This window comes from Pseudomonas rhodesiae (genome assembly GCF_013285305.1).
Classification (GTDB): Bacteria; Pseudomonadota; Gammaproteobacteria; order Pseudomonadales; family Pseudomonadaceae; genus Aquipseudomonas; species Aquipseudomonas rhodesiae.
The window spans coordinates 3,250,136-3,272,335 of record NZ_CP054205.1 but is presented as its reverse complement, the minus strand read 5'-3'; the positions used below and the strand labels follow the sequence as shown (position 1 = coordinate 3,272,335).

16 protein-coding genes and 1 pseudogene are annotated in these 22,200 nt (G+C 61.4%); 8 read left to right on the top strand and 9 right to left on the bottom strand.

Going from position 1 to position 22,200, the window contains the following annotated elements:
• Positions 1 to 114: 114 nt before the first annotated feature.
• On the top strand, positions 115 to 1,014 hold the full coding sequence (locus HRH33_RS14785; protein ID WP_167417999.1) for an AraC family transcriptional regulator: 900 nt from the start codon (positions 115 to 117) through the stop codon (positions 1,012 to 1,014).
• Here the strand turns inward: HRH33_RS14785 and HRH33_RS14780 are convergent.
• The 4 genes from HRH33_RS14780 to ssp4 all read right to left on the bottom strand — a co-directional run bounded on the left by HRH33_RS14780 (position 1,011) and on the right by ssp4 (position 5,273).
• The gene (locus tag HRH33_RS14780; RefSeq protein WP_034098156.1) at positions 1,011 to 1,517 is read right to left on the bottom strand and encodes a GAF domain-containing protein; all 507 of its coding nucleotides are present in this window, start codon (positions 1,515 to 1,517) and stop codon (positions 1,011 to 1,013) included. The two genes, HRH33_RS14785 and HRH33_RS14780, sit on opposite strands and share 4 nt — an antisense overlap.
• A 51-nt stretch (positions 1,518 to 1,568) precedes the next feature.
• Positions 1,569 to 3,071 (bottom strand): glycine betaine/L-proline transporter ProP, encoded by a 1,503-nt coding sequence (gene proP / locus HRH33_RS14775; protein ID WP_034138284.1) that lies wholly within the window; start codon positions 3,069 to 3,071, stop codon positions 1,569 to 1,571.
• Positions 3,072 to 3,789: 718 nt separating this feature from the next.
• A complete protein-coding gene (locus HRH33_RS14770; protein WP_167418687.1) occupies positions 3,790 to 4,362 on the bottom strand; it encodes a hypothetical protein in 573 nt (190 codons plus the stop codon).
• A complete protein-coding gene (gene ssp4 / locus HRH33_RS14765; protein ID WP_167418686.1) occupies positions 4,359 to 5,273 on the bottom strand; it encodes an Ssp4 family T6SS effector in 915 nt (304 codons plus the stop codon). The genes HRH33_RS14770 and ssp4 overlap by 4 nt, the downstream gene beginning before the upstream one ends.
• A gap of 187 nt (positions 5,274 to 5,460) precedes the next feature.
• Between ssp4 and HRH33_RS14760 the strand changes: the two genes are divergently transcribed.
• Positions 5,461 to 5,949, top strand: a complete 489-nt coding sequence (locus HRH33_RS14760; protein WP_040267386.1) for an Hcp family type VI secretion system effector — start codon at positions 5,461 to 5,463, stop codon at positions 5,947 to 5,949.
• A 354-nt stretch (positions 5,950 to 6,303) separates the two neighbouring features.
• Positions 6,304 to 7,701 (top strand): MFS transporter, encoded by a 1,398-nt coding sequence (locus tag HRH33_RS14755; protein WP_167418655.1) that lies wholly within the window; start codon positions 6,304 to 6,306, stop codon positions 7,699 to 7,701.
• 42 nt (positions 7,702 to 7,743) lie between these two features.
• Here the strand turns inward: HRH33_RS14755 and HRH33_RS14750 are convergent, their stop codons facing one another.
• Entirely contained in the window at positions 7,744 to 9,036 is a 1,293-nt protein-coding gene (locus HRH33_RS14750; RefSeq protein ID WP_034138282.1) for a PQQ-dependent sugar dehydrogenase, read from the bottom strand.
• Complete coding sequence (locus tag HRH33_RS14745) at positions 9,033 to 9,449, bottom strand: DUF2231 domain-containing protein (RefSeq protein WP_167418654.1); 417 nt, start codon at positions 9,447 to 9,449, stop codon at positions 9,033 to 9,035. The genes HRH33_RS14750 and HRH33_RS14745 overlap by 4 nt, the downstream gene beginning before the upstream one ends.
• A 196-nt stretch (positions 9,450 to 9,645) precedes the next feature.
• Here HRH33_RS14745 and HRH33_RS14740 point away from each other — a divergent pair, with 196 nt between their 5' ends.
• Genes HRH33_RS14740 through HRH33_RS14730 form a run of 3 tightly spaced genes read left to right on the top strand, consistent with a single transcriptional unit; the run spans position 9,646 to position 11,941 of the window.
• A complete protein-coding gene (locus HRH33_RS14740; protein WP_034138280.1) occupies positions 9,646 to 10,674 on the top strand; it encodes a UV damage endonuclease UvsE in 1,029 nt (342 codons plus the stop codon).
• A gap of 20 nt (positions 10,675 to 10,694) precedes the next feature.
• A complete protein-coding gene (locus HRH33_RS14735) occupies positions 10,695 to 11,174 on the top strand; it encodes a P-loop nucleotide/nucleoside kinase family protein (protein WP_167418652.1) in 480 nt (159 codons plus the stop codon).
• A complete protein-coding gene (locus HRH33_RS14730) occupies positions 11,171 to 11,941 on the top strand; it encodes a nucleotidyltransferase domain-containing protein (RefSeq protein ID WP_243269858.1) in 771 nt (256 codons plus the stop codon). The genes HRH33_RS14735 and HRH33_RS14730 overlap by 4 nt, the downstream gene beginning before the upstream one ends.
• Positions 11,942 to 11,954: 13 nt before the next feature.
• Here the strand turns inward: HRH33_RS14730 and HRH33_RS26780 are convergent, their stop codons facing one another.
• The 3 genes and pseudogenes from HRH33_RS26780 to HRH33_RS14720 form a co-directional block, all read right to left on the bottom strand.
• Positions 11,955 to 12,722: a methyl-accepting chemotaxis protein gene (locus HRH33_RS26780; RefSeq protein WP_376782731.1), complete on the bottom strand. Its 768-nt coding sequence runs from the start codon at positions 12,720 to 12,722 to the stop codon at positions 11,955 to 11,957.
• 87 nt (positions 12,723 to 12,809) lie between these two features.
• Positions 12,810 to 13,814 (bottom strand): annotated as a pseudogene (locus HRH33_RS26775) (cache domain-containing protein); the annotation flags it as partial.
• A 230-nt stretch (positions 13,815 to 14,044) separates the two neighbouring features.
• A complete protein-coding gene (locus HRH33_RS14720) occupies positions 14,045 to 18,052 on the bottom strand; it encodes a bifunctional nitrate reductase/sulfite reductase flavoprotein subunit alpha (RefSeq protein ID WP_167418650.1) in 4,008 nt (1,335 codons plus the stop codon).
• A gap of 509 nt (positions 18,053 to 18,561) precedes the next feature.
• Here HRH33_RS14720 and nirB point away from each other — a divergent pair.
• Positions 18,562 to 21,123 (top strand): nitrite reductase large subunit NirB, encoded by a 2,562-nt coding sequence (nirB, locus tag HRH33_RS14715; protein WP_167418649.1) that lies wholly within the window; start codon positions 18,562 to 18,564, stop codon positions 21,121 to 21,123.
• Positions 21,123 to 21,488, top strand: a complete 366-nt coding sequence (gene nirD / locus HRH33_RS14710; protein WP_034138274.1) for a nitrite reductase small subunit NirD — start codon at positions 21,123 to 21,125, stop codon at positions 21,486 to 21,488. Before nirB ends, nirD begins: the two co-directional genes overlap by 1 nt.
• The last annotated feature ends 712 nt before the right edge of the window (positions 21,489 to 22,200 follow it).

The following is a 22,200-nucleotide window of genomic DNA, read 5'->3' as shown; positions in this document are numbered from 1 at the left end:
GTCTGTAGTGCGTTACGCTGGATTACTTGCCTGATCCTCTGAGTGTTGTCGCTCCTACGGGGACAGCCCCGCAGCGACGGGATACAGTGCACCGAACACAGTAGAGAGCCCGTTATGAACCTTCCTCAAGCGCCTCTGGACGCGCTGATCCAGTCCATTACCCGGCGCGTGCCAAGCCCCGGCGATCGCCCGATGCCCATTCCCGGCCTGGGGTTCTATCGACGTGAAAGGCCGCAACCTCCTGTGGTGTGCATGGTCGAGCCGTGCATCGTGCTGGTGGCCCAGGGCGAAAAGCAGCTGTGGGTCGGCGGGCAAGGCTACGCGTACGATCCCAGGCGTTTTCTGCTGACGTCCCTGGATATTCCGGCCAATTCCGAAGTCCTGCGCGCCAGCGCCGAGCGGCCGTGCGTGGGGCTGACCTTCAAACTCGATCTGCGGATGCTTGCCGAATTGATCGCCCAGGGCGAGACGCCGCCCACCCGTGAGCGAGCGGCATTGACTGGTGTAGGCATCGGTACGGTCACCGGCGGCATGCTGGATGCCTTCGCGCGGTTGGTGGCATTGCTGGATGAACCGGCCGCAATCCCGGTACTCGCGCCGTTGATCCAGCGCGAGATCCATTACCGGCTCTTGCAGAGCGACCAAGCCGGGCGGCTGCGGCGCATCTGTGCGGTGGACGGGCAGGGCTATCGTATCGCCAAGGCCATCGACTGGCTCAAACTCAACTACGATTCGGCGCTACGCGTGGACGAACTGGCGGCGCGAGTGCAGATGAGCGCGGCCACGTTCCACCATCACTTTCGCCAACTGACGGCAATGAGCCCTTTGCAGTACCAGAAGTGGTTGCGCTTGAACGAAGCGCGCCGGTTGATGCTCAACGAGCATCATGACGTTTCCAGCGCGGCCTTCAGGGTGGGCTATGAAAGCCCATCGCAATTCAGCCGCGAATACAGCCGGCTGTTCGGCTTGCCGCCCAAGCGCGATATCGCCGGGCTGCGCCAAGGCATCAACTAGCGCTCATGGGCCGTCAGGTTGGCAAAGAAGATGCAGCCGATCAGGCGGGCGAACAGGCTAAGGGTTTCGGCCAGGTTGGGGTCGTCGAACAGCATCGCCTTGGAGTCCAGCGCACACAGCGCACCGAACAGGCGCCCATCGGGGAGGAAGATGGGCGTGCCGGCGTAACTCTCGATGGCGTACTGCTTGACCACCGGGCGCGCGGCGAAGCGGCCGTTCTGGCTGACCTGGGGAATGAACAGGGTCTGCGGGTTGATGCAGAACTCGCTGCACAGGGTGGTTTCCAGATCGAGCACGTCGTCCGGGTGGATGCCCATGTCGAAAGGGTCATGCACCGAGCACACGACCCATTCCAAGTCGGTAAATTTGGCGATACCGGCAAAGCGCATGCCGGTCAGACGGGTGACAAGTTGCAGGATGCTGGTGGTGGCTTCGATTTCGGCGATGGCGGCGCGTTCTTCTGGGCTGAGCAATGACAGTGGTGCGGTGACGCTGGAAAGCATGCTGAACACTCCAAAGGCGCGGGGGCTGGGGCCACCGCGCGCGGACAGGTCTTAGTTGATACGAGGATGCTGTTGCACCAGGTTTTCGCGCTTGGCTTCTAGTTCGGCGATCTCGGCGTCGATATCTTCGATCTTCTGCTCGATATTGTCATGGTGTTCTTGCAGCAGCTCCTTGGCTTCTTCCATGTCCGAGGCCGCCGGTGCCGCACCGCGCAGGGGGCGGTTAGCGGTCTCTTTCATGGTCACGCCGGTGATCAGGCCGACCACTGCAAACGCCATCAAGTAGTAGGCGGGCATGTACAGGTCATTGGTGGTTTCCACCAGCCAGGCGACAGCGGTCGGGGTCAGACCGGCGATCAGCACCGAGACGTTAAAGGCGCTGGCTAGAGCGCTGTAGCGCAGGTGCGTAGGGAACATCGCCGGCAATGTCGACGCCATCACGCCGATAAAGAAGTTCAGCACAACGGCCAGGATCAGCAGCCCGGCGAAGATCAGCCCGATCTTGCCGCTGGTGATCAGCATAAAGGCTGGAATGGCCAGCAACAGCAAACCCACGCTGCCGGCAATGATGAACGGCTTGCGGCCGATTTTGTCACTGACAAAACCGATGAACGGTTGCACGAATAGCATGCCGACCATGATTGCGATGATGATCAATACACCGCTGTTTTCTTTGTAGTGCAGGTTGTGGGACAGGTAGCTCGGCATGTAGGTGAGCAGCATGTAGTACGTCACGTTGGTGGCAGCCACAATGCCGATACAGGTCAACAGGCTGCGCCAATGCTTGGTGGCGACTTCCTTGAACGACACTTTCGGGCCGTGGGACAGACCTTCGCGGTCGCCTTGTTCGAGGGTGTCCATGTGCTGCTGGAACGCCGGGGTTTCTTCCAGCGCGTGGCGCAGGTAAAGACCGATGATGCCCAGGGGCAGGGCCAGGAAGAACGGCAGGCGCCAGCCCCAGGATTCAAACTGTTCCTCGCCGAGGATGCTGGAAATCAGCACCACCACACCCGCGCCGAGCACGAAACCGGCGATGGAACCGAAGTCCAGCCAACTGCCGAGAAAGCCGCGCTTGCGGTCCGGCGCATACTCGGCAACGAAAATCGACGCGCCGGTGTATTCACCGCCCACCGAGAAGCCTTGGGCCATTTTGCACAGCAGCAACAGGATCGGCGCCCAGATACCGATAGTGTCGTAGCCGGGGATCAGACCGATGGCGAAGGTACTCAGCGACATGATCACGATGGTCGCCGCCAGCACCTTCTGTCGTCCGTATTTGTCCCCCAGGGCGCCGAAGAACAGGCCACCCAAAGGACGGATCAGGAACGGCACCGAGAACGTAGCCAGTGCGGCGATCATTTGCACACTGGGCGAAGCGTCCGGGAAAAACACCTTGCCCAGCACATAGGCGACAAACCCGTAGACGCCAAAGTCGAACCATTCCATGGCGTTACCCAGTGCAGCGGCGGTGATCGCCTTGCGCATCTTGGTGTCATCGACAATGGTGATGTCATTCAATCCGATGGGATTGACGCTTTTCTTACGTGATTTCATGCGGATCACTCTAAAACAGAACAGGGGAGGTGCTATCACTGCGACAGCACCGCTCTGTCACTTCAGATACAAGTGCATGCGAAATAATTCACCGCTATTTGGGTTTTTTTATGGATGAGGTCGGCGGCCTTACCCCTCAGCAGCAGTCACCCAATGCCTCGTTGTGAGTCAGGCCGTAACAGTGTGCAGGGATTATTCGCGATCTTCGGCGACCCTGTTCAACCTCGCGGCGCTATGCAGCAGGGGGCATACACACGCCACACTCATTTGTGGTGAACAGGCTTGCCCTGTGCTGGGCTGCGGAGCAGCCCCATTCCAGACGCTGTGGTTTTATCGGGCACACCGAGGGGCTTGGTTTTGGGGCCGCTTCGCAGCCCAGCGCGGGGCAAGCCCGCTCACCACAAAAATCGCATTTTCTCAGGTTATGTTTCACCGAGGATGTGTGGATACCGATGCTCGGATAAGGGCATATCAGAGGCGCAGAGGCTGACACATAACGCTGTGGTGAGCAGGCTTGCCCTGCGCTGGGATGCGAAGCAGCCCCACTCCAGACACTGTGGTTTTATCGGGCACACCGAGGCGCTGGGCTTGGGGGCCGCTTCGCGGCCCAGCGCGGGGCAAGCCCGCTCACCACAAAAATCGCATTTTCTCAGGTTATGTTTTCACCGAGGATGTGTGGATATCGAGGTTGGACCATTCAAGGGGATGGGGTGGAGGCTTACCACCATTTCCAACGGCCCTGTTTTTTCAGGGTCGCGATGATGGCTTCGCGCTTGTGGCGGATTTCGACCATTTTGTGGCGCAGTTCGCGGCAGCGGTTGCTGTTGAGGATCAAAAGGCCGATCAGGGGGCTGAGCAGGCAGAGGGAGTAAAGGTAGGCGTTGGGGCGGTAGGCGATACTGGGAAGTGCTACCAGCAGACAGGCGAGGTATATCGCGACGTTTACCCAGACCCAGTGGATGCGACCATATAGCACTTCAATTTGTGCAACGGAAAACACCACGCTCATCGCCACTCCGCCAAAAAACCAATTACGCAACGAAGAAGCTTCTGGGGCTTCTGAAAGATAGGTAACCATTATCAGGACGCCAGTCAGGGCAATGCTAAAACACCCGGAAAGCAACCACCCACCGAAGACCAACATGTAACGTCTACGCCATGGTCGTGGATCTTCTATATAAAACTTAGCGTAGAAGAAATCCCTTCCACTCAACGCTTTCGAGTCTGGCAAGCTAACGCTAGTGTCATGGCCTAACTTCTCCAAGGCTTTCAACGCCTTTTGCTTTTTCATTGGCCGAGTTCTTCATAGATGCCGACGGCGAAAGTCCGAGCGTTTCCTGACGTAGCGCTGCTCGTGAACCCTGCGGCTGCAGCCCATACATCTCTTATGTGATTGGCGGTGGCTTGTCGCATTTGCGCCGCACTGATGCGTTTGGTGGCTGTTCCTGCGGCTTGTTTCAGCTTGAGCAGTTTCGTTGTCAGTCGTGGGTCGTGGATTCTAAGCAGCTCATCATTGAGCTTTGCCCGTTCCTGCCGGGTGAGCCCTCTCAGCACGTCCCGAATGGGTTTACCCGTTACTTTCTTAGTCAGGTTGACAGTTTTTATTGTCGTCAGGGCGGACGTAGCAACTCCCAGCAAGGCGATGCCATCCAGCACAGCGACCGTGGCTTGATACCAAGCCTCGCTGTCGAGCCGATCAATAGCCTGCCGATTGAATGCTTCAACACTCGTTCTGCTTAATCCGATAAAACATTGCGCGGTACTGGCCACTGCTGCCGCTTTAGCGGTAAAGGAAATAATTGCACTTGCACCGGCGGTGAACGGCATCAACGCAACTCCGCTCCAGATCACCGTCCAGCTCAGTATCGCCCCCGCACACGTTACCGTCGTATTCAGCGCCTCACCCACTAATTTAGATTCCCGCGGTTCATGCTCCAGCATTCGCTTGAACTCCACCGGCCCCACATACCGGGGCGCCTCCCGCAATACCACTTTGATCGGCTGCACAGTGCAAATCGCCTGGAACTCGCGCAGCGTCACCACGTTGAAGTCCGCATCGATGTACACCACCCCTGCGCCAATCAGCACAGGGTCGGCATCGATGGCGTGGAACAATCGACGCAGGTCGATGCTGCTTTCAATGCGTTGGCGGGTGGTGCGGTGGGCCGAGGGGAATCCATCCTTGAACAAGGCGGTCGTCATTCCTTAACTCCTGGGTTTTTGGGGAGTCGAGAGGGTAAAGATGCAGCGGCGCAAATTAATGTCGGACGTTTCGCCTTTTCAAGACAGGTGCTTCTCGATCCCGCATTGCCATCTTGTGAGCGCCGCCCTGGTTCGAGAACAGTGCGCCCCACGTTACTTGCGACGCACAACACGACAAGGAGCCAATATGGCAGTCGATATGTTTTTGAAACTGGGCGATATCAAGGGTGAATCACGAGACCAGGCCCATCGCGATGAGATTGATATCACCGAATGGGCGTGGGGGTTGTCGCAGACCGGCTCAATGCACTCAGGCACCGGAGGGGGCGCGGGCAAGGTCAATATTGCCAACCTGAACCTGAAAAAGCCGCTGGATAAATCCAGCCCCAACCTGATGATGGCCTGTGCCAGCGGCAAGCATTATCCCGAAGCACGATTGGTGGTGCGCAAAGCGGGCGGTTCCAGCCCTGTGGAGTATCTGGTGATCACCCTGAAGGAAGTGATGGTGGTGTCTTACGGCACCGGTGCCAATAGTCAGGACGATGTGCTCTTCGACAGCATCGCCTTGAATTTCGCCACCGTCGACGTCAGCTACCAACCGCAGAAAGCCGATGGCGCCAAGGAGGGTGGGCCGGTGAAGTTCGGCTGGAATATCCGGCAGAACGTGAAGGCCTGAAGCCGCTCTCATATCGGCGAAATACGGCAGTATCAACGCAAATCTCAAAGACTGGCTCATAACGCTGTGGTGAGCAGGCTTGCCCTGCGCTGGGCTGCGCAGCAGACCCTCGACAGCACACCGAGTTTCTCACGCTGGCGATGCCCAAGGCGTGCGCAACTCTGAGAATCGCCCCAACAGGTTGAAACGGTGATTATCAGCCTTGTCGTCATATGACTTTGCTTGCGCGAGACTGACTCATCTACCCGCAAAACCACGTTGACAGCGTCCACAGGGCCCGATATAAAAGTCGCAGTTGTACGACGACATATGACGTTACATATGTCCTATCTAACAAAAATAAAAAGTGATGCCATGAATCTAAGCGAGCCCATCAACGCCCATCGTGTCGGCCAGGCCGTCGGCAACTATCGTTGGACTATCTGCGCGATGCTGTTTTTCGCCACCACCGTCAACTACCTCGATCGCCAGGTGCTGAGCCTGCTGGCCCCGCAGTTGTCGACGCAGTTCGGCTGGAGCAATACCGATTACGCCAATATCGCCGCCGTGTTCCAGTTCGTGTACGCGATTTCGATGCTGTTCGCCGGGCGCTTTGTCGACAAGATCGGCACCAAGGCCGCTTACGTGATTGCCATCGGCATCTGGTCCACCGGCGCGATCATGCATGCGTTTTCCGTGCCGATGGGCGAGGGCATCGCCGCTATCAGCGGTGCTATCGGCCTGGCAGTGATCCCGGTTTCGATCGCCGGTTTTATGCTGTCCCGCGCGGTACTGGCCATTGGCGAGGCGGGTAATTTCCCGATTGCGATCAAAGCCACTGCCGAATACTTCCCCAAGAAAGAACGCTCCCTAGCCACTGGTATCTTCAACTCCGGTGCCAACGTCGGTGCGATCCTGGCGCCGATCTGCGTGCCGCTGATCGCCGGTTTTTGGGGCTGGGAAGCGGCATTCATGGTGATCGGTATGCTCGGTTTCGTGTGGGTGGCGGTCTGGGTCGGGCTGTATAAAAAGCCTGAGGATCAGAAACGCCTTTCGGCCGAGGAGTTGGCTTATATCCGTAGCGACCAGACCGTGCAGCCGTTCGCCACTGCACCGGCCACTGGCAAAAAAGTCTCGTGGTTCAGGTTGCTCACCTACCGCCAGACCTGGGCCTTTGCCTTCGGCAAGTTTATGACCGACGGCGTGTGGTGGTTCTTCCTGTTCTGGCTGCCCACCTACCTGGCGGCGCAATACGGCATGAAAGGCGCCGATATCGTGATGCCCCTGGCCGTGCTGTACAGCATGACCATGGTCGGCAGCATCGGCGGCGGCTGGTTCCCCAGCTACTTTATGGCCCGTGGCGACGCGCCTTATGACGGCCGCATGAAGGCCATGCTGGTGATCGCACTGTTCCCGCTGGTGGTATTGCTGGCGCAGCCTTTGGGCTACATCAGCTTCTGGGTGCCGGTACTGTTGATCGGTGTGGGCGCCTCGGCGCACCAGGCATGGTCGTGCAATATCTTCACCACGGTTTCCGACATGTTCCCGCAAAAGACCGTCGCCTCCGTGGTCGGTATCGGCGGCATGGCCGGTGGGCTGGGTGGGGTGGTGATGACCAAGATCGGCGGCTGGGTGTTCGACTATTACAAGTCCATCAATGACATCCACACCGGCTACATGATCATGTTCGCGATCTGCGCCCTGGCTTACCTCACCGCGTGGAGCGTGATGAAAGCGCTGGTGCCGCGCCACAAGGAAATCACTGACCTGTAAGTGAACCTGCCGGAGCGGTCGGACCGCTCCGGCAGTGCGCGATCAACGGTTGCGCGTTACCCGCCACACGGTGTTGGCCAAGTCATCGGCGATGATCAATGCGCCTTTCGGATCCACCGTCACCCCCACTGGACGCCCTCGGGTTTTGCCATCTTCACCGCGAAACCCGGTGGCGAAGTCCACGGGCTCGCCCGCCGGTTTACCATCCTTGAATGGCACGAAGATCACTTTGTAGCCCACCGGCTGATCGCGGTTCCAACTGCCGTGCTCGCCGACGAACACACCGTCGGCAAAGCGTTCGCCCATGGCCGGGATGGAAAAGTCCACGCCCAGGGCGGCCACATGGGAACCCAGGCTGTAGTCGGGTTTGATCGCAGCCGCGACCTTAGCCGGGTTCTGCGGTTGCGCCCGTGGGTCGACGTTCTGGCCCCAGTAGCTGTAAGGCCAGCCGTAGAACGCGCCTTCACGCACGGAGGTGAGGTAATCCGGCACCAGGTCGGGGCCGAGTTCGTCGCGTTCGTTGACGACTGTCCACAATTGCCCGGAATCCGGTTGGATCGTCAGCGCGGTGGGGTTGCGCAAACCGGTGGCGTAGGGTTTGTGCGCGCCGGTCTGGGCATCGATCTGCCAGACCATGGCACGGTCGATCTCTACTTCCATGCCCCGCTCGGTGATGTTGCTGTTGGAACCGATCCCCACATACAACTGACGACCGTCGGCGCTCACCGCCAGAGATTTGGTCCAGTGGTGGTTGATCTGCGCCGGCAGGTCGGTGACTTTGACCGGCGCGCCGCTGGCCTTGGTCTGGCCATCGCTGTAGTCGAACCGCACCAGCGCATCCTGGTTGGCCACGTACAGTTTGCCGTCGGCGAAGGCCAGGCCGTAGGGCGCGTTGAGGTTATCGGCGAATACGGTCTTGAGTTCATAAGTGCCATCGCCGTCGGCGTCGCGCAGCAGCGTCAGGCGGTTGCCGCTCTTGACCTGGGTGTTGCCCTGGGCCTTGATCACGCTGGCGATCACGTCCTTGGGCTTGAGCTTGGCCGCGCTGCCGCCACGGCCTTCTGCGACAAGGATATCGCCGTTGGGCAGCACCAGGGTCTGGCGTGGGATGGCAAGGTCAGTGGCGATCGCCGTGATGCTGAAACCCTCCGGTACGGTGGGTTTCTGCTCGCCCCATGGGGTTGGCTCGGCGATTTTCATGCTCGGCAGCAGGCTGCTCTGTTGTTCCGGCAGTTTGGGGTCGGGGCCGCGGGCCTGGGTTTTGTCGCCTTCGGCGCCGCAAGCGCTCAGCAGCAGGGCGGCGCTGAGCACGGTCAATGGGAAGCAGGTTTTCATCGGGCACCTCCGGTGCGCAGGCCGGTCCAGGTGGCGAGGATCGCCAGCACGGTCACAATGGCCGACAGCACCAGGCCGGCGGGCATCATGGCGTAAGCGTCCTTGGCGTGCTGGAAGGCATCGATCAACCCCAGCACCCAAGTGACCAACAGCAGCAGCACATAAACGACGGGCCGCCCGGCTTTGTGGGTCGCGCGCAGCAGGTTCACCAACGCGAACAGCAGCGCCAAACCACAGAAAACCAGCGCACCGGCAATCAGCCAGGACGCGAAGTTGGCCCACTGAATCTGAAAGGTCTGGGCGTAGGCAATGTCACTGAGCAACGCGCCCAAAAATAGCGGCACGCCGCCGGCCAGCAAGGTCGCGTGCAACGGACCTGGCCGAATATCGGGGTAGGTGGGGAGGGTAGTCATGGGGTAAGCGGCTCCTTACTTGTTCGGCGCCCTGGGCTCAGGGATGCGATGACTTCGCATAGGAAAGGAACGCGTCATTTGTAGGAAAGTTCATAGATGTTATGCCGAGGATACGTGTCGAAATATTATGAACCGCGTTGCGTGTTCCCCGGCCCAAGCCCTTATGATCTCGCCCTCACTCAGCCCAGGCCCTTCCATGACCCACCCTCGCATCGGCTTTGCCTGCCAATACAAGCACCCCGACCGCCAGCTCTCGACCGGTGCCCTGAAACTTATCGAAGGCCCATTCAACCCGCGTACCACCACGTTGCGCTGGATGGACAGCGTCGACCCCAGCGTCGCCCGGGACAAATTGGTGGAGGTGGTCACCCACAACCTGGCGGCGCAATTGCAGCTGTTGGCGTACGTCGCCACGCTGCCGCCGACCCTGCGCATGTTGCGCCTGAGCAGCGATCTGCTGCCGTTTTACAGCCACCCCAAAGTGGCGGGCGTCTACCGCGACCCGGCCATCCAACAGCAACTGATCGAAGGCTTCGCCGCCATCGGCGAGTTGGCGCGGGCGTCGGACATTCGCCTGTCGTTTCATCCCGGCCAGTATTGCGTGCTCGGCTCGGAAAACCCCAATGTGGTGGAAAACAGCGTGGCCGAATTTGAGTACCACGCCGATATGATCCGCATGATGGGCTATGGCCGGCGCTTCCAGGATCTCAAATGCAACGTGCATATCGCCGGCCGCCTGGGCGTGGAAGGTACACGCGCGGTGTGGGCGCGGCTGTCGGAGGTGGCGCGTCACTGCATTACCTTCGAAAACGATGAAAAGACCTACGGCCTGGATCACTGCCTGCAAGTCGCCGATCTGGCCCCGGTGGTACTCGATATCCACCATTGCTGGATTCATGAGCAGGCCTATATCGACCCCGATTCCCCACGGGTCGCCCGGGTGATCGACAGCTGGCGCGGCGTGCGCCCGACCATGCACTACTCCCAGCCCCAGGAGCGTCTGCAAGACCTGGGGTTCGACGCCGAACGCAAGCTGGAGATGGATGCGCTGTTGCAGGTGGTGTCCAAGCGTGACCTGTACGCCCATAGCGAACAGATGTGGAACCGCTGGACCAACGACTACGCCCTGCAGTTTCTGGATCGCTTCGACATCATGCTGGAGGCCAAGGATAAGAACGTGGCATCGTTGGCGTTCTACGAGTATTGGCAATCCCAGGCCACGTGAAGACAAAGGAGTTTCCTTCCATGCCCACTCTGCACCTGTTGTGCGGCAAGATCGCCTCCGGAAAGTCCACACTGGCCAGGCGCCTGGTGGCTGAACACCGTGCGATCCTGCTCAGCGAAGACACGTGGCTGGCGCAACTGTACCCCGGTGAAGTGTTGTCCATCGCTGACTACCTGCGCTGTGCGCAACGCATGCGTGGGGTGGTGGGGCCACTGGTAATCGACCTGCTCAAGTCCGGCGTCAATGTGGTGCTGGATTTTCCGGCCAACACCCTGGCCAATCGCGAATGGCTGTTGAGCCTGGCACACAGCGCCCAAGTGCCGCACTGCCTGCACTACCTGGAACTGGACGACGCCACCTGCCGCGCCCGCCTGCATGCGCGCAATGCCGGCGGCGAACACGACTTTGCCGCCACCGACACCGAGTTTGACCTGATCACCCGGCATTTCTGTGTGCCGAGCGAGGTCGAGGGGCTGGTGATTGAAGTGCATCGGCCGTGAGCGTGTCAGCGTCACAAGGCCTGGACGCCGAGGGCTTTATCCGCTCCGTTGCGCAGGCGCCCGTGCAGCCTGAGTATCAGTCGGTGCTGGCGGATGCCTGCTCACTGCTGTCGCAGCAAACGTTGGGGCTCGATGGCTTGTATGTTTACGGCAGCGTCGCACGGGGTGACGCGACGCCCGGCCAGTCCGACCTGGACCTTACACTGGTGCTGCGCGAGCCGCAGACCCCGCAGGTAGCAGAGCAATTGGAACGCGTTCGCCGTGAACTTGAACGGCGTCACCCGCACGTCACCAAAGTCGACTTCGATATCGGCGAGCGCGCGCAGGTCATGGCGGTTGAAAACCGCAATCTTTGGGGGTTCTGGCTCAAGCATCAGTGTCGTTGTATTTGGGGCAATGACCTCTGCGTCCATTTCGAGCGGTTTCGCCCATGCCGTGAAATCGCGCTGGCGTTGAATGGTGACGTCTATTCGGTATTGAACAGCTATATCTGCGCTATCGGGCAAACGGTTATCGAGGCGGATCGGCTGCGCTTGCAGCGTGAAGCGTCGCGCAAACTGATCAGGGCGACGCAGATATTGCGCTCGGAAGCGGCAACGATGTGGCCACAAACACTGGAAGAGCATGTGGCGATGTTCCTCCAGAGCCACCCGGCGATGGTCACACAGGTAGCGTTCTTTCTGTTTGAAGCGCGCAACCCTGGCGCCGCGGGCGATCAGTTCTGCGCGCGGCTGCAGGTATTTGTGGAGTGGTTGGTTTCACAGTAGCGCGAAACCCTCCTCAGGACTTAAACCGCCCCACCAATCCATTTAACTCATCCGACAGCTTCGACAGGCGCCCTGAGTCATCCTGGGCCGAGTTGGCCAGGCTTTCCACCAAACGTGCTTCGTCGTAGATCTGCTGGATATGCCGGTTGATCTCTTCAGCCACGCTGTGTTGTTCCTCGGCGGCGGCAGAGATTTGCAGGTTCTGGTCGCGGATTTCGTTGACCGAGGTCTGGATGCCTTCGAAGCTGTCCCGCGCGTTTTCGATGGACGACACGCTGGCTTTGGACAGGTCCATGCAGCTGTCCATCTTCTGGGTGACTTCCTGGGTTTTGCTTTCCAGGGTGCCGAGCAGGTGTTCGATCTCGCCCGTGGAGTCGGAGGTGCGCTTGGCCAGGGCGCGGACTTCGTCGGCTACCACGGCAAAGCCGCGGCCCTGGTCGCCGGCACGGGCCGCTTCGATGGCAGCGTTGAGGGCCAGCAGGTTGGTCTGTTCGGCAATCGCGCGGATGGTGCCGAGGATTTGGTTGATGCTGCGGCTGCCGGCCTCCAGCTCGACCATGGCCTGGGACGATTCGCTCAAGCGGCGGCCCAGGCGGTTGACGTTGTCGGTGGTCGCTTCGATCTGTTGTTTGCCCTCGGCCACGCGGCGGTGACCATTCTCGGCGGATTCGGCCGCGCCGCTGCAGGAGCGGGCGACTTCGTTGGCGGTGGCCACCATTTCATTGAATGCAGTGGACACCAGTTCTACCGCCTCGCGCTGGCGACCGGCAGCCTCGTTCATGTTGTGGGCCACCTCGCTGTTGACCTTCGACGCGTTATGCAGGTTGGCCGAGGCCGCGCCGATGTGCTGGATCAACTGACGAATGGCGGCGAGAAACTTGTTGAACCAGCCGGCCAGTTCGGCGGTTTCGTCCTTGCCGTGTACCCGCAGCTCATGGCGCAAGTCGCCTTCGCCCTCGGCAATCGACTGCAGGCCGGTGCTGACCTGGCCGATCGGCTTGACGATCACTTTGGAGAACGCTGCGGCGATCAGGCCGAAAATCAACACCAGCACGCCGACGATGATGGCGGTGAGGTAGGTCATGCGCGTGGCCTCGGCCATCACTTCGCTTTTTTCGATCAGGCCGATATAACGCCAGCCCAGGCCGGGAGAAGTCCACACGTTGGCCATGTAGCGCACACCGTCGATCTCCACTTCGGTGGAGCCTTGCGTGGTTTGCGCCAATTGCGCGTAGGCCGTACCCAAGTCTTTCAGCGGTTTGAAGTTGTGGGCGGCGTCCCGTGGGTCGACCAGCACCACGCCGTCCTCAATCAACATCACGTAACCGCTGTCGCCGAGCTTGATGCTCTTGACCAGTTCGGTCAGGTTCTTCAGCGACACGCTGACTACGAATACCCCTTTGGGTTTGCCAGCGCTGTCGAGCATGGCGCGCGCGGTGCCTACCAGCGCCACGTCGTCTTTATCGTAGTAATAGGCCGGCGTGCGCACGGTCTTGCCGGGGCTGGCCATCGCCGCTTTGTACCAGGGGCGTGCGCGCGGGTCGTATTTGGCCAGTTGCGGATCGTCCGGCCATTTGGCGTAGGTGCCGTCCTCCAGACCGATGGACAGGATTGCCGCCGCCGGGTGGGTGGCGCCATAGCCGGCGAAGCGCTCGATCACCGTTTGCGCTTCGGCGGGCAGCGGTTGGGCGGCCGCGTCGGCGGGTTGGTAATTCTTTAGCGTGTTGACCGAGGTGTATACAGAATCTGTGGCCATTTGATCGACGTTCTGCAGCGTGCCGTCGAAGAACTGGCGGATATTGCCATCGATCTGGCGGATTTCCCGGGTACTGCCGTCGATGAACTGATCCACCGCCTGAGTCCGGGTGTTCATCACTGAGATGACGGCCACCAGGCTCACTGGGATAAACGCAACCGAAACAAAAGCCAGCACAAGCTTATTTTTTATTTTCATCGAGACGACCATCAGCGTGGAGGGCGGCCAAATCGCCACGCCCCCTGAACAGGGCGAGGCGATTTGCTATCACTGCTGTTTCGGCGCGCTCTTGATAAACCTTTAGGGTTTTTTGTACACAATACAATCAACGATTGTTCTGTATCCAATCAGTACACATCACGCAGATAGCGTTTTTGCTCACTCAGTTGGCGCCAGTAGTCCACGGCGTGCTCCGGGCCCAGCCCGCCGTGGGTTTGCGCGATCTGGCGCAGCGCCTGGTCAACATCCTTAGCCATATGGGTGGCGTCTCCGCAGATGTACACCTTGGCGCCGTCCTGCAGCCAGCGCCACAGCTCGGCGCCTTGCTCGCGGATGCGGTCCTGCACATAGATTTTTTGCGCCTGATCGCGGGAGAACGCCAGGCTCAGGTGGGTCAGCAGCCCGTCGCGCTGCATACCTTGCAGCTCGTCTTGGTAATAAAAGTCGCTGGCGGCGTACTGCTCGCCAAAGAACAGCCAGTTACGCCCCGGGTGCCCGAGAGCGCGGCGCTCCTGCAAGAACGCGCGAAACGGCGCCACGCCGGTTCCAGGGCCGATCATAATCATCGGCACATCGCCGTCGCTGGGGGGGCGGAAATGTTTGGACGGCTGCACGAACACCGGCACTTCACCGTCGCCGACGCGGTCGGCGAGAAAGGTCGAGGACACGCCTTTGCGTTTGCCATAGCGCACGGCCGCGACGGTCAGGTGGACTTCACCGGGGTGGGCCTTGGCGCTGGATGCAATCGAGTAGAGGCGCGGTTGCAGACGCCGCAGGGTGCCCAGCAGCTCGTCCGCCGAGCACTCAATGGGGTAGGCGTGTAGCACGTCCGCCAGTTGCCGACCCCACAGCCAGCCGTTCAATTCGGCCTTGTGCTCGGGCCGTAATAACTGCTCAAGCCCTCCATCGGCGCTGCGCTCGGCGATAAACGCCAGGGTCTCGCTGCTGGGCCGGGCGATTTCGAAGTGCTGGGTCAACGCCTGTTGCAGCGAGACCTCGCCGAAGGTGTCGATAGTGACGCTGGCCGACGCCTTCAGACCGGTCAAGTCGAGCAGTTCGTGGACCAGTTCGGGGCAGTTGCGCGGCCGCACGCCGAGGGCATCGCCGGCTTCATAGCTGAGCCCGGAGTCGGCCAGGTCCAGGGCGAACTGGCGGGTTTCTTTATGGCGGCTATGGGGGTTGAGATGGCGGTTGAGCAGCAGGCGCGAACCGTACAGCTTGGTCTTGCCGGCGGGTGTGGCGGCTGCCGGCGCCTTGGCCGGGTTGAGGCTGTGCTGCAAGCGCAGCAGCCAGGCATCGGCGTGCGCTTGGAATTCGGTGTCGCAATCGACGCGCTCCAACAGGCGGGTGGCCCCCAGCTCCAGCAGGCGTTGATCAAGGCGTTTGCCGTGCTTGCAGAACTGCTCGTAGTTCGGATCGCCCAGGGCCAGCACCGCAAACCGCAGGGACTCCAGGCGCGTTTCGACACGGCTGAGGCTGTGCCAGAAACCTTCGCCATTGTCCGGTGGGTCGCCGTCGCCGAAGGTGCTGCTGATCAATGCCAGGTTCTGGGTGCTTGCCAGTCGGCTCGCCGGGAAATCCGCCATTGCGCTCAGCTCGACGCTGATCCCAGCCTCACGCAGGCGCTGGGCACAGCGCACGGCCAATGCTTCGGCATTGCCGGTCTGGGAAGCCCACAGCAAGGTCACGGCGGGGGAGGCGGGCAGTGTGCCGACACTGGCCGGCGAGGCGCGACTGAACAGCCCGCCGAGCAAACCGTCGACCCACAGCCGCGCCTCGTCGGCCAACGGCGCCGTGGGCGGTAGCACCGGCACACCACCGGCCTGGCGTGGGTTGTCGGCGCGCAGGCCGCTGACAAAGCCGGCGAGGTAGGTGCGTTCGCTGTCGCTCAGCGGCGGCGGGATGACGCTACGCAGGCCAGCGATTTCGGCGAAGGCGTCGATGCGCGACATGGCGGGTTCCGTTGCGCAAAGGGGAAGGTCGGTGGTCGCCTGGGTGGGCGAGTCGAGGAACTGATGGTCGATCAGCTCGACACGTTCCAGGGTGACGGCGCAGCACTTGAATTCCGGCTGCAACGACATCGGGTCGACCGCATCCGAAGTCACCGCGTTGATCGCCAAATGTTCGCCAAACACGTCGTTCCAGTGAAAGGGCGCGAAACATTGGCCCGGTTGCACGCGGTCGCTGATCAACGCAGGCAATACCGCGTAGCCGCGCCGCGAACGCACTTGCACTGGCTGCTTGGTCTGAAGGCCCAGGCGCACGGCGTCATCGGGGTGGATCTCGACAAAGGGGCCGGGGTTGAGTTTGTTCAGCGTGGCGACTTTGCCGGTCTTGGTCAGGGTGTGCCATTGGTGCTGCAAGCGCCCGGTGTTGAGCACGAACGGGAAGCCATCGTCGGGCAGTTCCGCCGGTGGCAGGTGCGGGCGCGCAAAGAACTGACCTTTGCCGCTGGCGGTGGCGAAGCGCAACGTGCCGTGTGCGAGGTAGCGGATCGGGTTGCGCGGCGCCGACTCGGCCGATGCCAGCGGCCATTGCAACGGTGTCTGGCGCAGCCGCTCATAGCTGGCGCCGCGCAGGTCATAGCCGGTGGCGGGGTTGCAGGCGCGTTTGAGTTCTTCGAACACCTCACTGGCGTCGGCGTAGGTGAACGCCTCGGCATAGCCCATTGCACAGGCGACGCGGGCGATGATCTGCCAGTCGGCCAGGGTGTCGCCCGGCGGCTGTACGGCTGGTTGCATCAGGGTCAGGTTGCGCTCGGAGTTGATCATTACCCCTTCGGCTTCGGCCCACAGCGCGCCGGGCAAGAGGATGTCGGCATAGCGGTTGGTTTCGGTGTCGAGGTACGCGTCCTGGGTGATCACCAGGTCGGCGGCCTGCAGCCCATCGATCACGGTTTGCCGGTTCGGCACGCTGGCCACCGGGTTGGTGCAGATGATCCAGCAGGCTTTGATTTGCCCGGCGGCCATTTGCTCGAACATCGCCACGGTGCCGTCGCTGGCCTGACGCGGCAGGCGGTCGGCGGGGATCTGCCACAGGTCTTCGATAAAGGCGCGGTCGGCGTCCACCAGCATCGAACGTTGCCCCGGCAGGCCCGGGCCCATATAACCCATCTCGCGCCCGCCCATGGCATTGGGTTGGCCGGTGAGGGAAAACGGCCCACTGCCCGGGCGGCAGATGGCGCCGGTGGCCAAGTGCAAGTTGCACAGCGCGTTGGTGTTCCAGGTGCCGTGGGTGCTTTGGTTGAGGCCCATGGTCCAGCAACTCATCCACTCGGCGGCCTCGCCGATCCAGGTGGCGGCCTGGCGAATGTCAGCTTCGGCCAGGCCGGTGATGGCGGCGACCTGCTGCGGTGAATAGTCCTCCAGGAACGCGGGCATGACCTCCCAACCCTCGGTGAAGGTGGCGATAAAGGCCGGGTCGGTGTGGCCGTTTTTCACCAGCAGGTGCAGCAAACCGTTGAGCAATGCGAGGTCGGTGCCGGGGTTGATCGGCAGGTGCAGGTGCGCCTTGTCGGCGGTGGCGCTGCGCCGTGGGTCGACCACGATCAACTTCGCCCCGGCCTTGACCCGGTCCATCATGCGCAGGAACAGGATGGGGTGACAGTCGGCCATATTGGCGCCGATCACGAAGAACAGGTCGGCGCGGTCGAAGTCTTCATAGGAGCCCGGCGGCCCGTCGGAACCCAGGGACAGTTTGTAGCCGCTGCCGGCGCTGGCCATGCACAGCCGTGAATTGGATTCGATATGGCGGGTGCCCACAAAACCCTTGGCCAACTTGTTGACCAGGTATTGGGCCTCCAGTGACATCTGCCCGGAGACGTAAAACGCCAAGGCATCGGGGCCATGTCGCTCTAGCACGTTGCGCAGGCGCCCGGCCGTCTTGGCGATGGCCTCGTCCATGGCGATGCGTACCGGGTCGCGGTCGCGAGCCTGGCGCAAGTAAGCGTTCTCCATGCGCCCGGACTCGGCAATGGCTTGCCCGCAGGTAGTGCCCTTGGTGCACAGGCGCCCGGCGTTGGTGGGGTGGTCAGGGTCGCCGATCACCTTGACCACTGTGTTGTCCTGGACCTGCATGACGATGCCGCAGCCCACGCCACAATAGGGGCACACACTGCGTACGTGTTGGTTTGCCATCGATAACCCTCGAACCTTTTCTGCCCGGCAAAAAAAAGCGCCGCGTAACCCTCCGTTGGAAACGGGGATTACACGGCGCCTTTGTCGTGGATGGGCAATCAGCGTTGACTGCTCTGTTGCGCTGTACCTAGCAAGCGGCGCGCCATGTTTCTGCACAGGCCTTACTGACGGTGCCGACGGCGCTTGCTGCCGTTGTGCCGACTGGCGAGAGCAAGCGTCCCGTGCCCTTTTATGACGCGCCGCGCACCAGTTGGAGGCGTGATCGCAAGGCTTGAACCGGTGTAGATGCCGTGAGTACGGGGTCGCGACAGGTTGGCACAGAGCCTGCAAGATCCCCGACAACCCCCTTCGGTCAACGACGATCGACAACATGGGCAATAGCGGTGGAATCGGCGAAGTCGTCCGATGCCAACCGTATAAGAACAGGCAAAGACGCCTGGAACCGTAAGGTTTCAGGCGTTTTTTTTTTGCTTTTTTTCAAACCGTGATGAGCTTTGTCGGGTGCTTATATGAACGCCAATAACGCCAGTTTGAACCAGCTGCAAACCCTGATCGTCGTCGGCAATGGCATGGTCGGTCATCACTGCGTGGAGCAGTTGATCGAACGCGGCGCGCTGGATCACTACCAACTGCATGTGTTCAGCGAAGAGCCGATGCGTGCCTATGACCGCGTGCATTTGTCCGAGTACTTCACCGGCCGCGATGCCGAGTCGCTGGCGTTATCCGATGCGGCGTTGTACCAGACCCCGGGGGTGACCTTGCACCTTGGCGTGCAGGTGCTGGATATCGACCGCACCCAGCGCCAGGTGGTCACCGCCCAGGGCCGCGTGACCTACGACAAACTGGTGCTGGCCACCGGTTCGTACCCGTTTGTGCCGCCCATCGAAGGTGCCGAAGGTGACTCGCGCCTAGTGTACCGCACCCTGCAAGACCTAGACGCCATTCGTGCCGCCGCTGCCAATGCGCGGCGCGGCGTGGTGGTCGGCGGTGGGTTGCTCGGCCTGGAGGCGGCCAACGCCCTTAAAAGCCTCGGCCTGGAAGCCCATGTGGTGGAGTTCGCGCCGCGCCTGATGCCGGTGCAACTCGATGACTTCGGCGGTTTGGCGCTCAAGGCGCAGATCGAACGGCTGGGCGTTGGCGTGCATTTGTCGCGTGCCACGCAATCGATCAGCGCCGGTGAGCAATACCGCTATCGCATGAATTTCGCCAACGACGAATTTCTGGAAACCGACCTTATCGTGTTTTCCGCCGGTATCCGCGCCCAGGACGCCCTGGCGCGCCAGGCCGGGTTGGAAATCGGTCCGCGCGGCGGGGTGGCGATCAACGACGAATGCCGGAGCTGCGACCCGCATATCTATGCAATCGGCGAGTGTGCCTCGTGGAACGGCAGCCTGTTCGGCCTGGTTGCGCCCGGCTACCAGATGGCCCGTGGCGTGGCGGCGTTGCTGTGCGGGCAGGGCGCCGAGCCGTTTGTAGGCGCGGATATGTCCACCAAGCTCAAGTTGCTTGGCGTGGATGTGGGCTCCATCGGTGATGCCCACGCCCACACACCGGGCGCGCGCAGCTATCAGTTTATCGACGAGGCCACCGCCAGCTACCGCCGCCTGGTGGTGGACGCGGCCGGCAAGCAGGTAATCGGCGCGGTGTTGGTCGGCGACAACAGCTACTACGACACGCTGCTGCAATATCTGCAGAACGGCATCGCCTTGCCGGCCGAGCCCGCCAGCCTGATCCTGCCGTCGTCGGCCGGTGCACCGACCCTCGGCCCTGGCGCGTTGCCGGAATCGGCCACGGTGTGTTCCTGCCACAACGTCACCAAAGGCGCGATCTGTGCGGCCATCGATGGCGGCTGCGGCGACCTCGGCGTGCTCAAGGCGCAGACCAAAGCCTGCACCGGCTGCGGTGGCTGCGCCGGGCTGCTTAAGCAGGTGTTCGAACATGAGCTGGTGGCCCGTGGCGTCAGTGTCGACAAGAGTCTGTGCGAACACTTCGCCTATACCCGCCAGGAGTTGTACGCCCTGGTGCGCGTGGAGGGGGTGATCACGTTCGACGAACTGCTGGCCAAACATGGCCGTGGCCACACCGGTTGCGATGTGTGCAAACCGGCGGTGGGCTCGATCCTGGCATCGTGCTGGAACCAGCCGATCATGGACCCGTCGCTGGTGCCGTTGCAGGACACCAACGACACGTTCATGGCCAATATGCAGAAGAACGGCACCTACTCGGTGGTGCCACGGATTCCGGGGGGCGAGATCACTGCTGAGAAGCTGATCGTGATCGGCGAGGTGGCGAAGAAATACAACCTCTATACCAAGATCACCGGTGGCCAGCGCATCGACCTGTTCGGCGCGCAACTGCACGAACTGCCGGATATCTGGGGCGAGCTGATCGCCGCCGGTTTCGAGACGGGGCATGCGTATGGCAAGTCCACGCGTACGGTCAAATCCTGCGTCGGCAGCACCTGGTGCCGTTACGGCGTACAAGACAGCGTGAAAATGGCGCTGCTGATCGAGGACCGCTACAAGGGCCTGCGCTCGCCGCACAAGCTCAAGTTCGCGGTGTCCGGCTGCACCCGCGAATGCGCCGAAGCCCAGAGCAAGGACGTGGGCGTGATCGCCACCGAGAAGGGCTGGAACCTCTACATCGCCGGCAACGGCGGCATGCGCCCGCGCCATGCCGAACTGTTCGCCACCGACCTCGACGACGCCACGCTGATCCGCTACATCGACCGTTTCCTGATGTTCTACATCCGCACCGCCGACAAGTTGCAACGCACTTCGGTCTGGCGCGAAAGCCTGGAAGGCGGGCTGGATTTCCTCAAGGACGTGATCCTGCACGACAGCCTGGGTTTGGGCGCCGAGCTGGAGGCGCAGATGCAACTGGTGGTCGACCGCTATGAATGCGAATGGGCCAACGCCCTCAAGGACCCGGAAAAACTCAAACGCTTCCGCACCTTCGTCAACGACAAGCGCCCAGACCCGGACATCCACTTCGTCCAGGAGCGCGGCCAGCGCCGTCCGATCATGACCGCCGAACTCAACCTGATTGCTGTTACCGAGGAACTTGCATGATGAGCCAGTCCAATACCCAACGCACACTTGCCACTTGGAAAAACGTCTGCAATGAGGGCGATCTGGTGCGCAATTCCGGCGTGGTGGTGTGGCTTGATGGCGCGCAAGTCGCGCTGTTCTACCTGCCTGACGCCGAAGCGCAGACGCTCTACGCCATCGACAACCACGACCCGGAGTCCGGCGCCAACGTGATCGGCCGTGGCCTGGTGGGCAACATCAAGGGCGAGCTGGTGGTGGCCGCGCCGATCTACAAACAGCATTACCGCTTGCAGGACGGCCAGTGCCTGGAAACCCCGCACCAACGCCTGCGGGTATGGCCGGCGCGGTTGAAGGGTGGGGTGGTGGAGGTGCAAGTGTCTTGCTGAATCCTGACCTACACAGAGCCCAAGGTGGGAGGGGGCCTGCCCCCGATCAAGGTGGCTCAGTAATGGATAAGCCAGCTGACACGCCGCCATCGGGGGCAAGCCCCCTCCCACAGTTTTTATATGCATCTGGCTTGGTGCCGGGCGGAGCTGGACTGCTGCAAACCTAGCCTTTGAAACGCAATGAGCCCAGACAGCACGGAGCCCAATGTGGGAGGGGGCTTGCCCCCGATCAGGCTGGCTCAGTAATGGATAAGCCAGCTGACACGCCGCCATCGGGGGCAAGCCCCCTCCCACAGTTTTTATCTGTGCCGGGCTTGGTGTCGGGGGGGGGCGGAGCTGGACTGCTGAACCTAGCCCTTGAAACACAATGAGCCCAGACAGCACAGAGCCCAATGTGGGAGGGGGCTTGCCCCCGATCAGGCTGGCTCAGTAATGGATAAGCCAGCTGACACGCCGCCATCGGGGGCAAGCCCCCTCCCACAGTTTTTATCTGTGCCGGGCTTGGTGTCGGGGGGGCGGAGCTGGACTGCTGAACCTAGCCTTTGAAACACAATGAGCCCAGACAGCACAGAGCCAAATGTGGGAGGGGGCTTGCCCCCGATCAGGCTGGCTCAGTAATGGATAAGCCAGCTGACACGCCGCCATCGGGGGCAAGCCCCCTCCCACAGTTTTTATCTGTGCCGGGCTTGGTGTCGGGGGGGGCGGAGCTGGA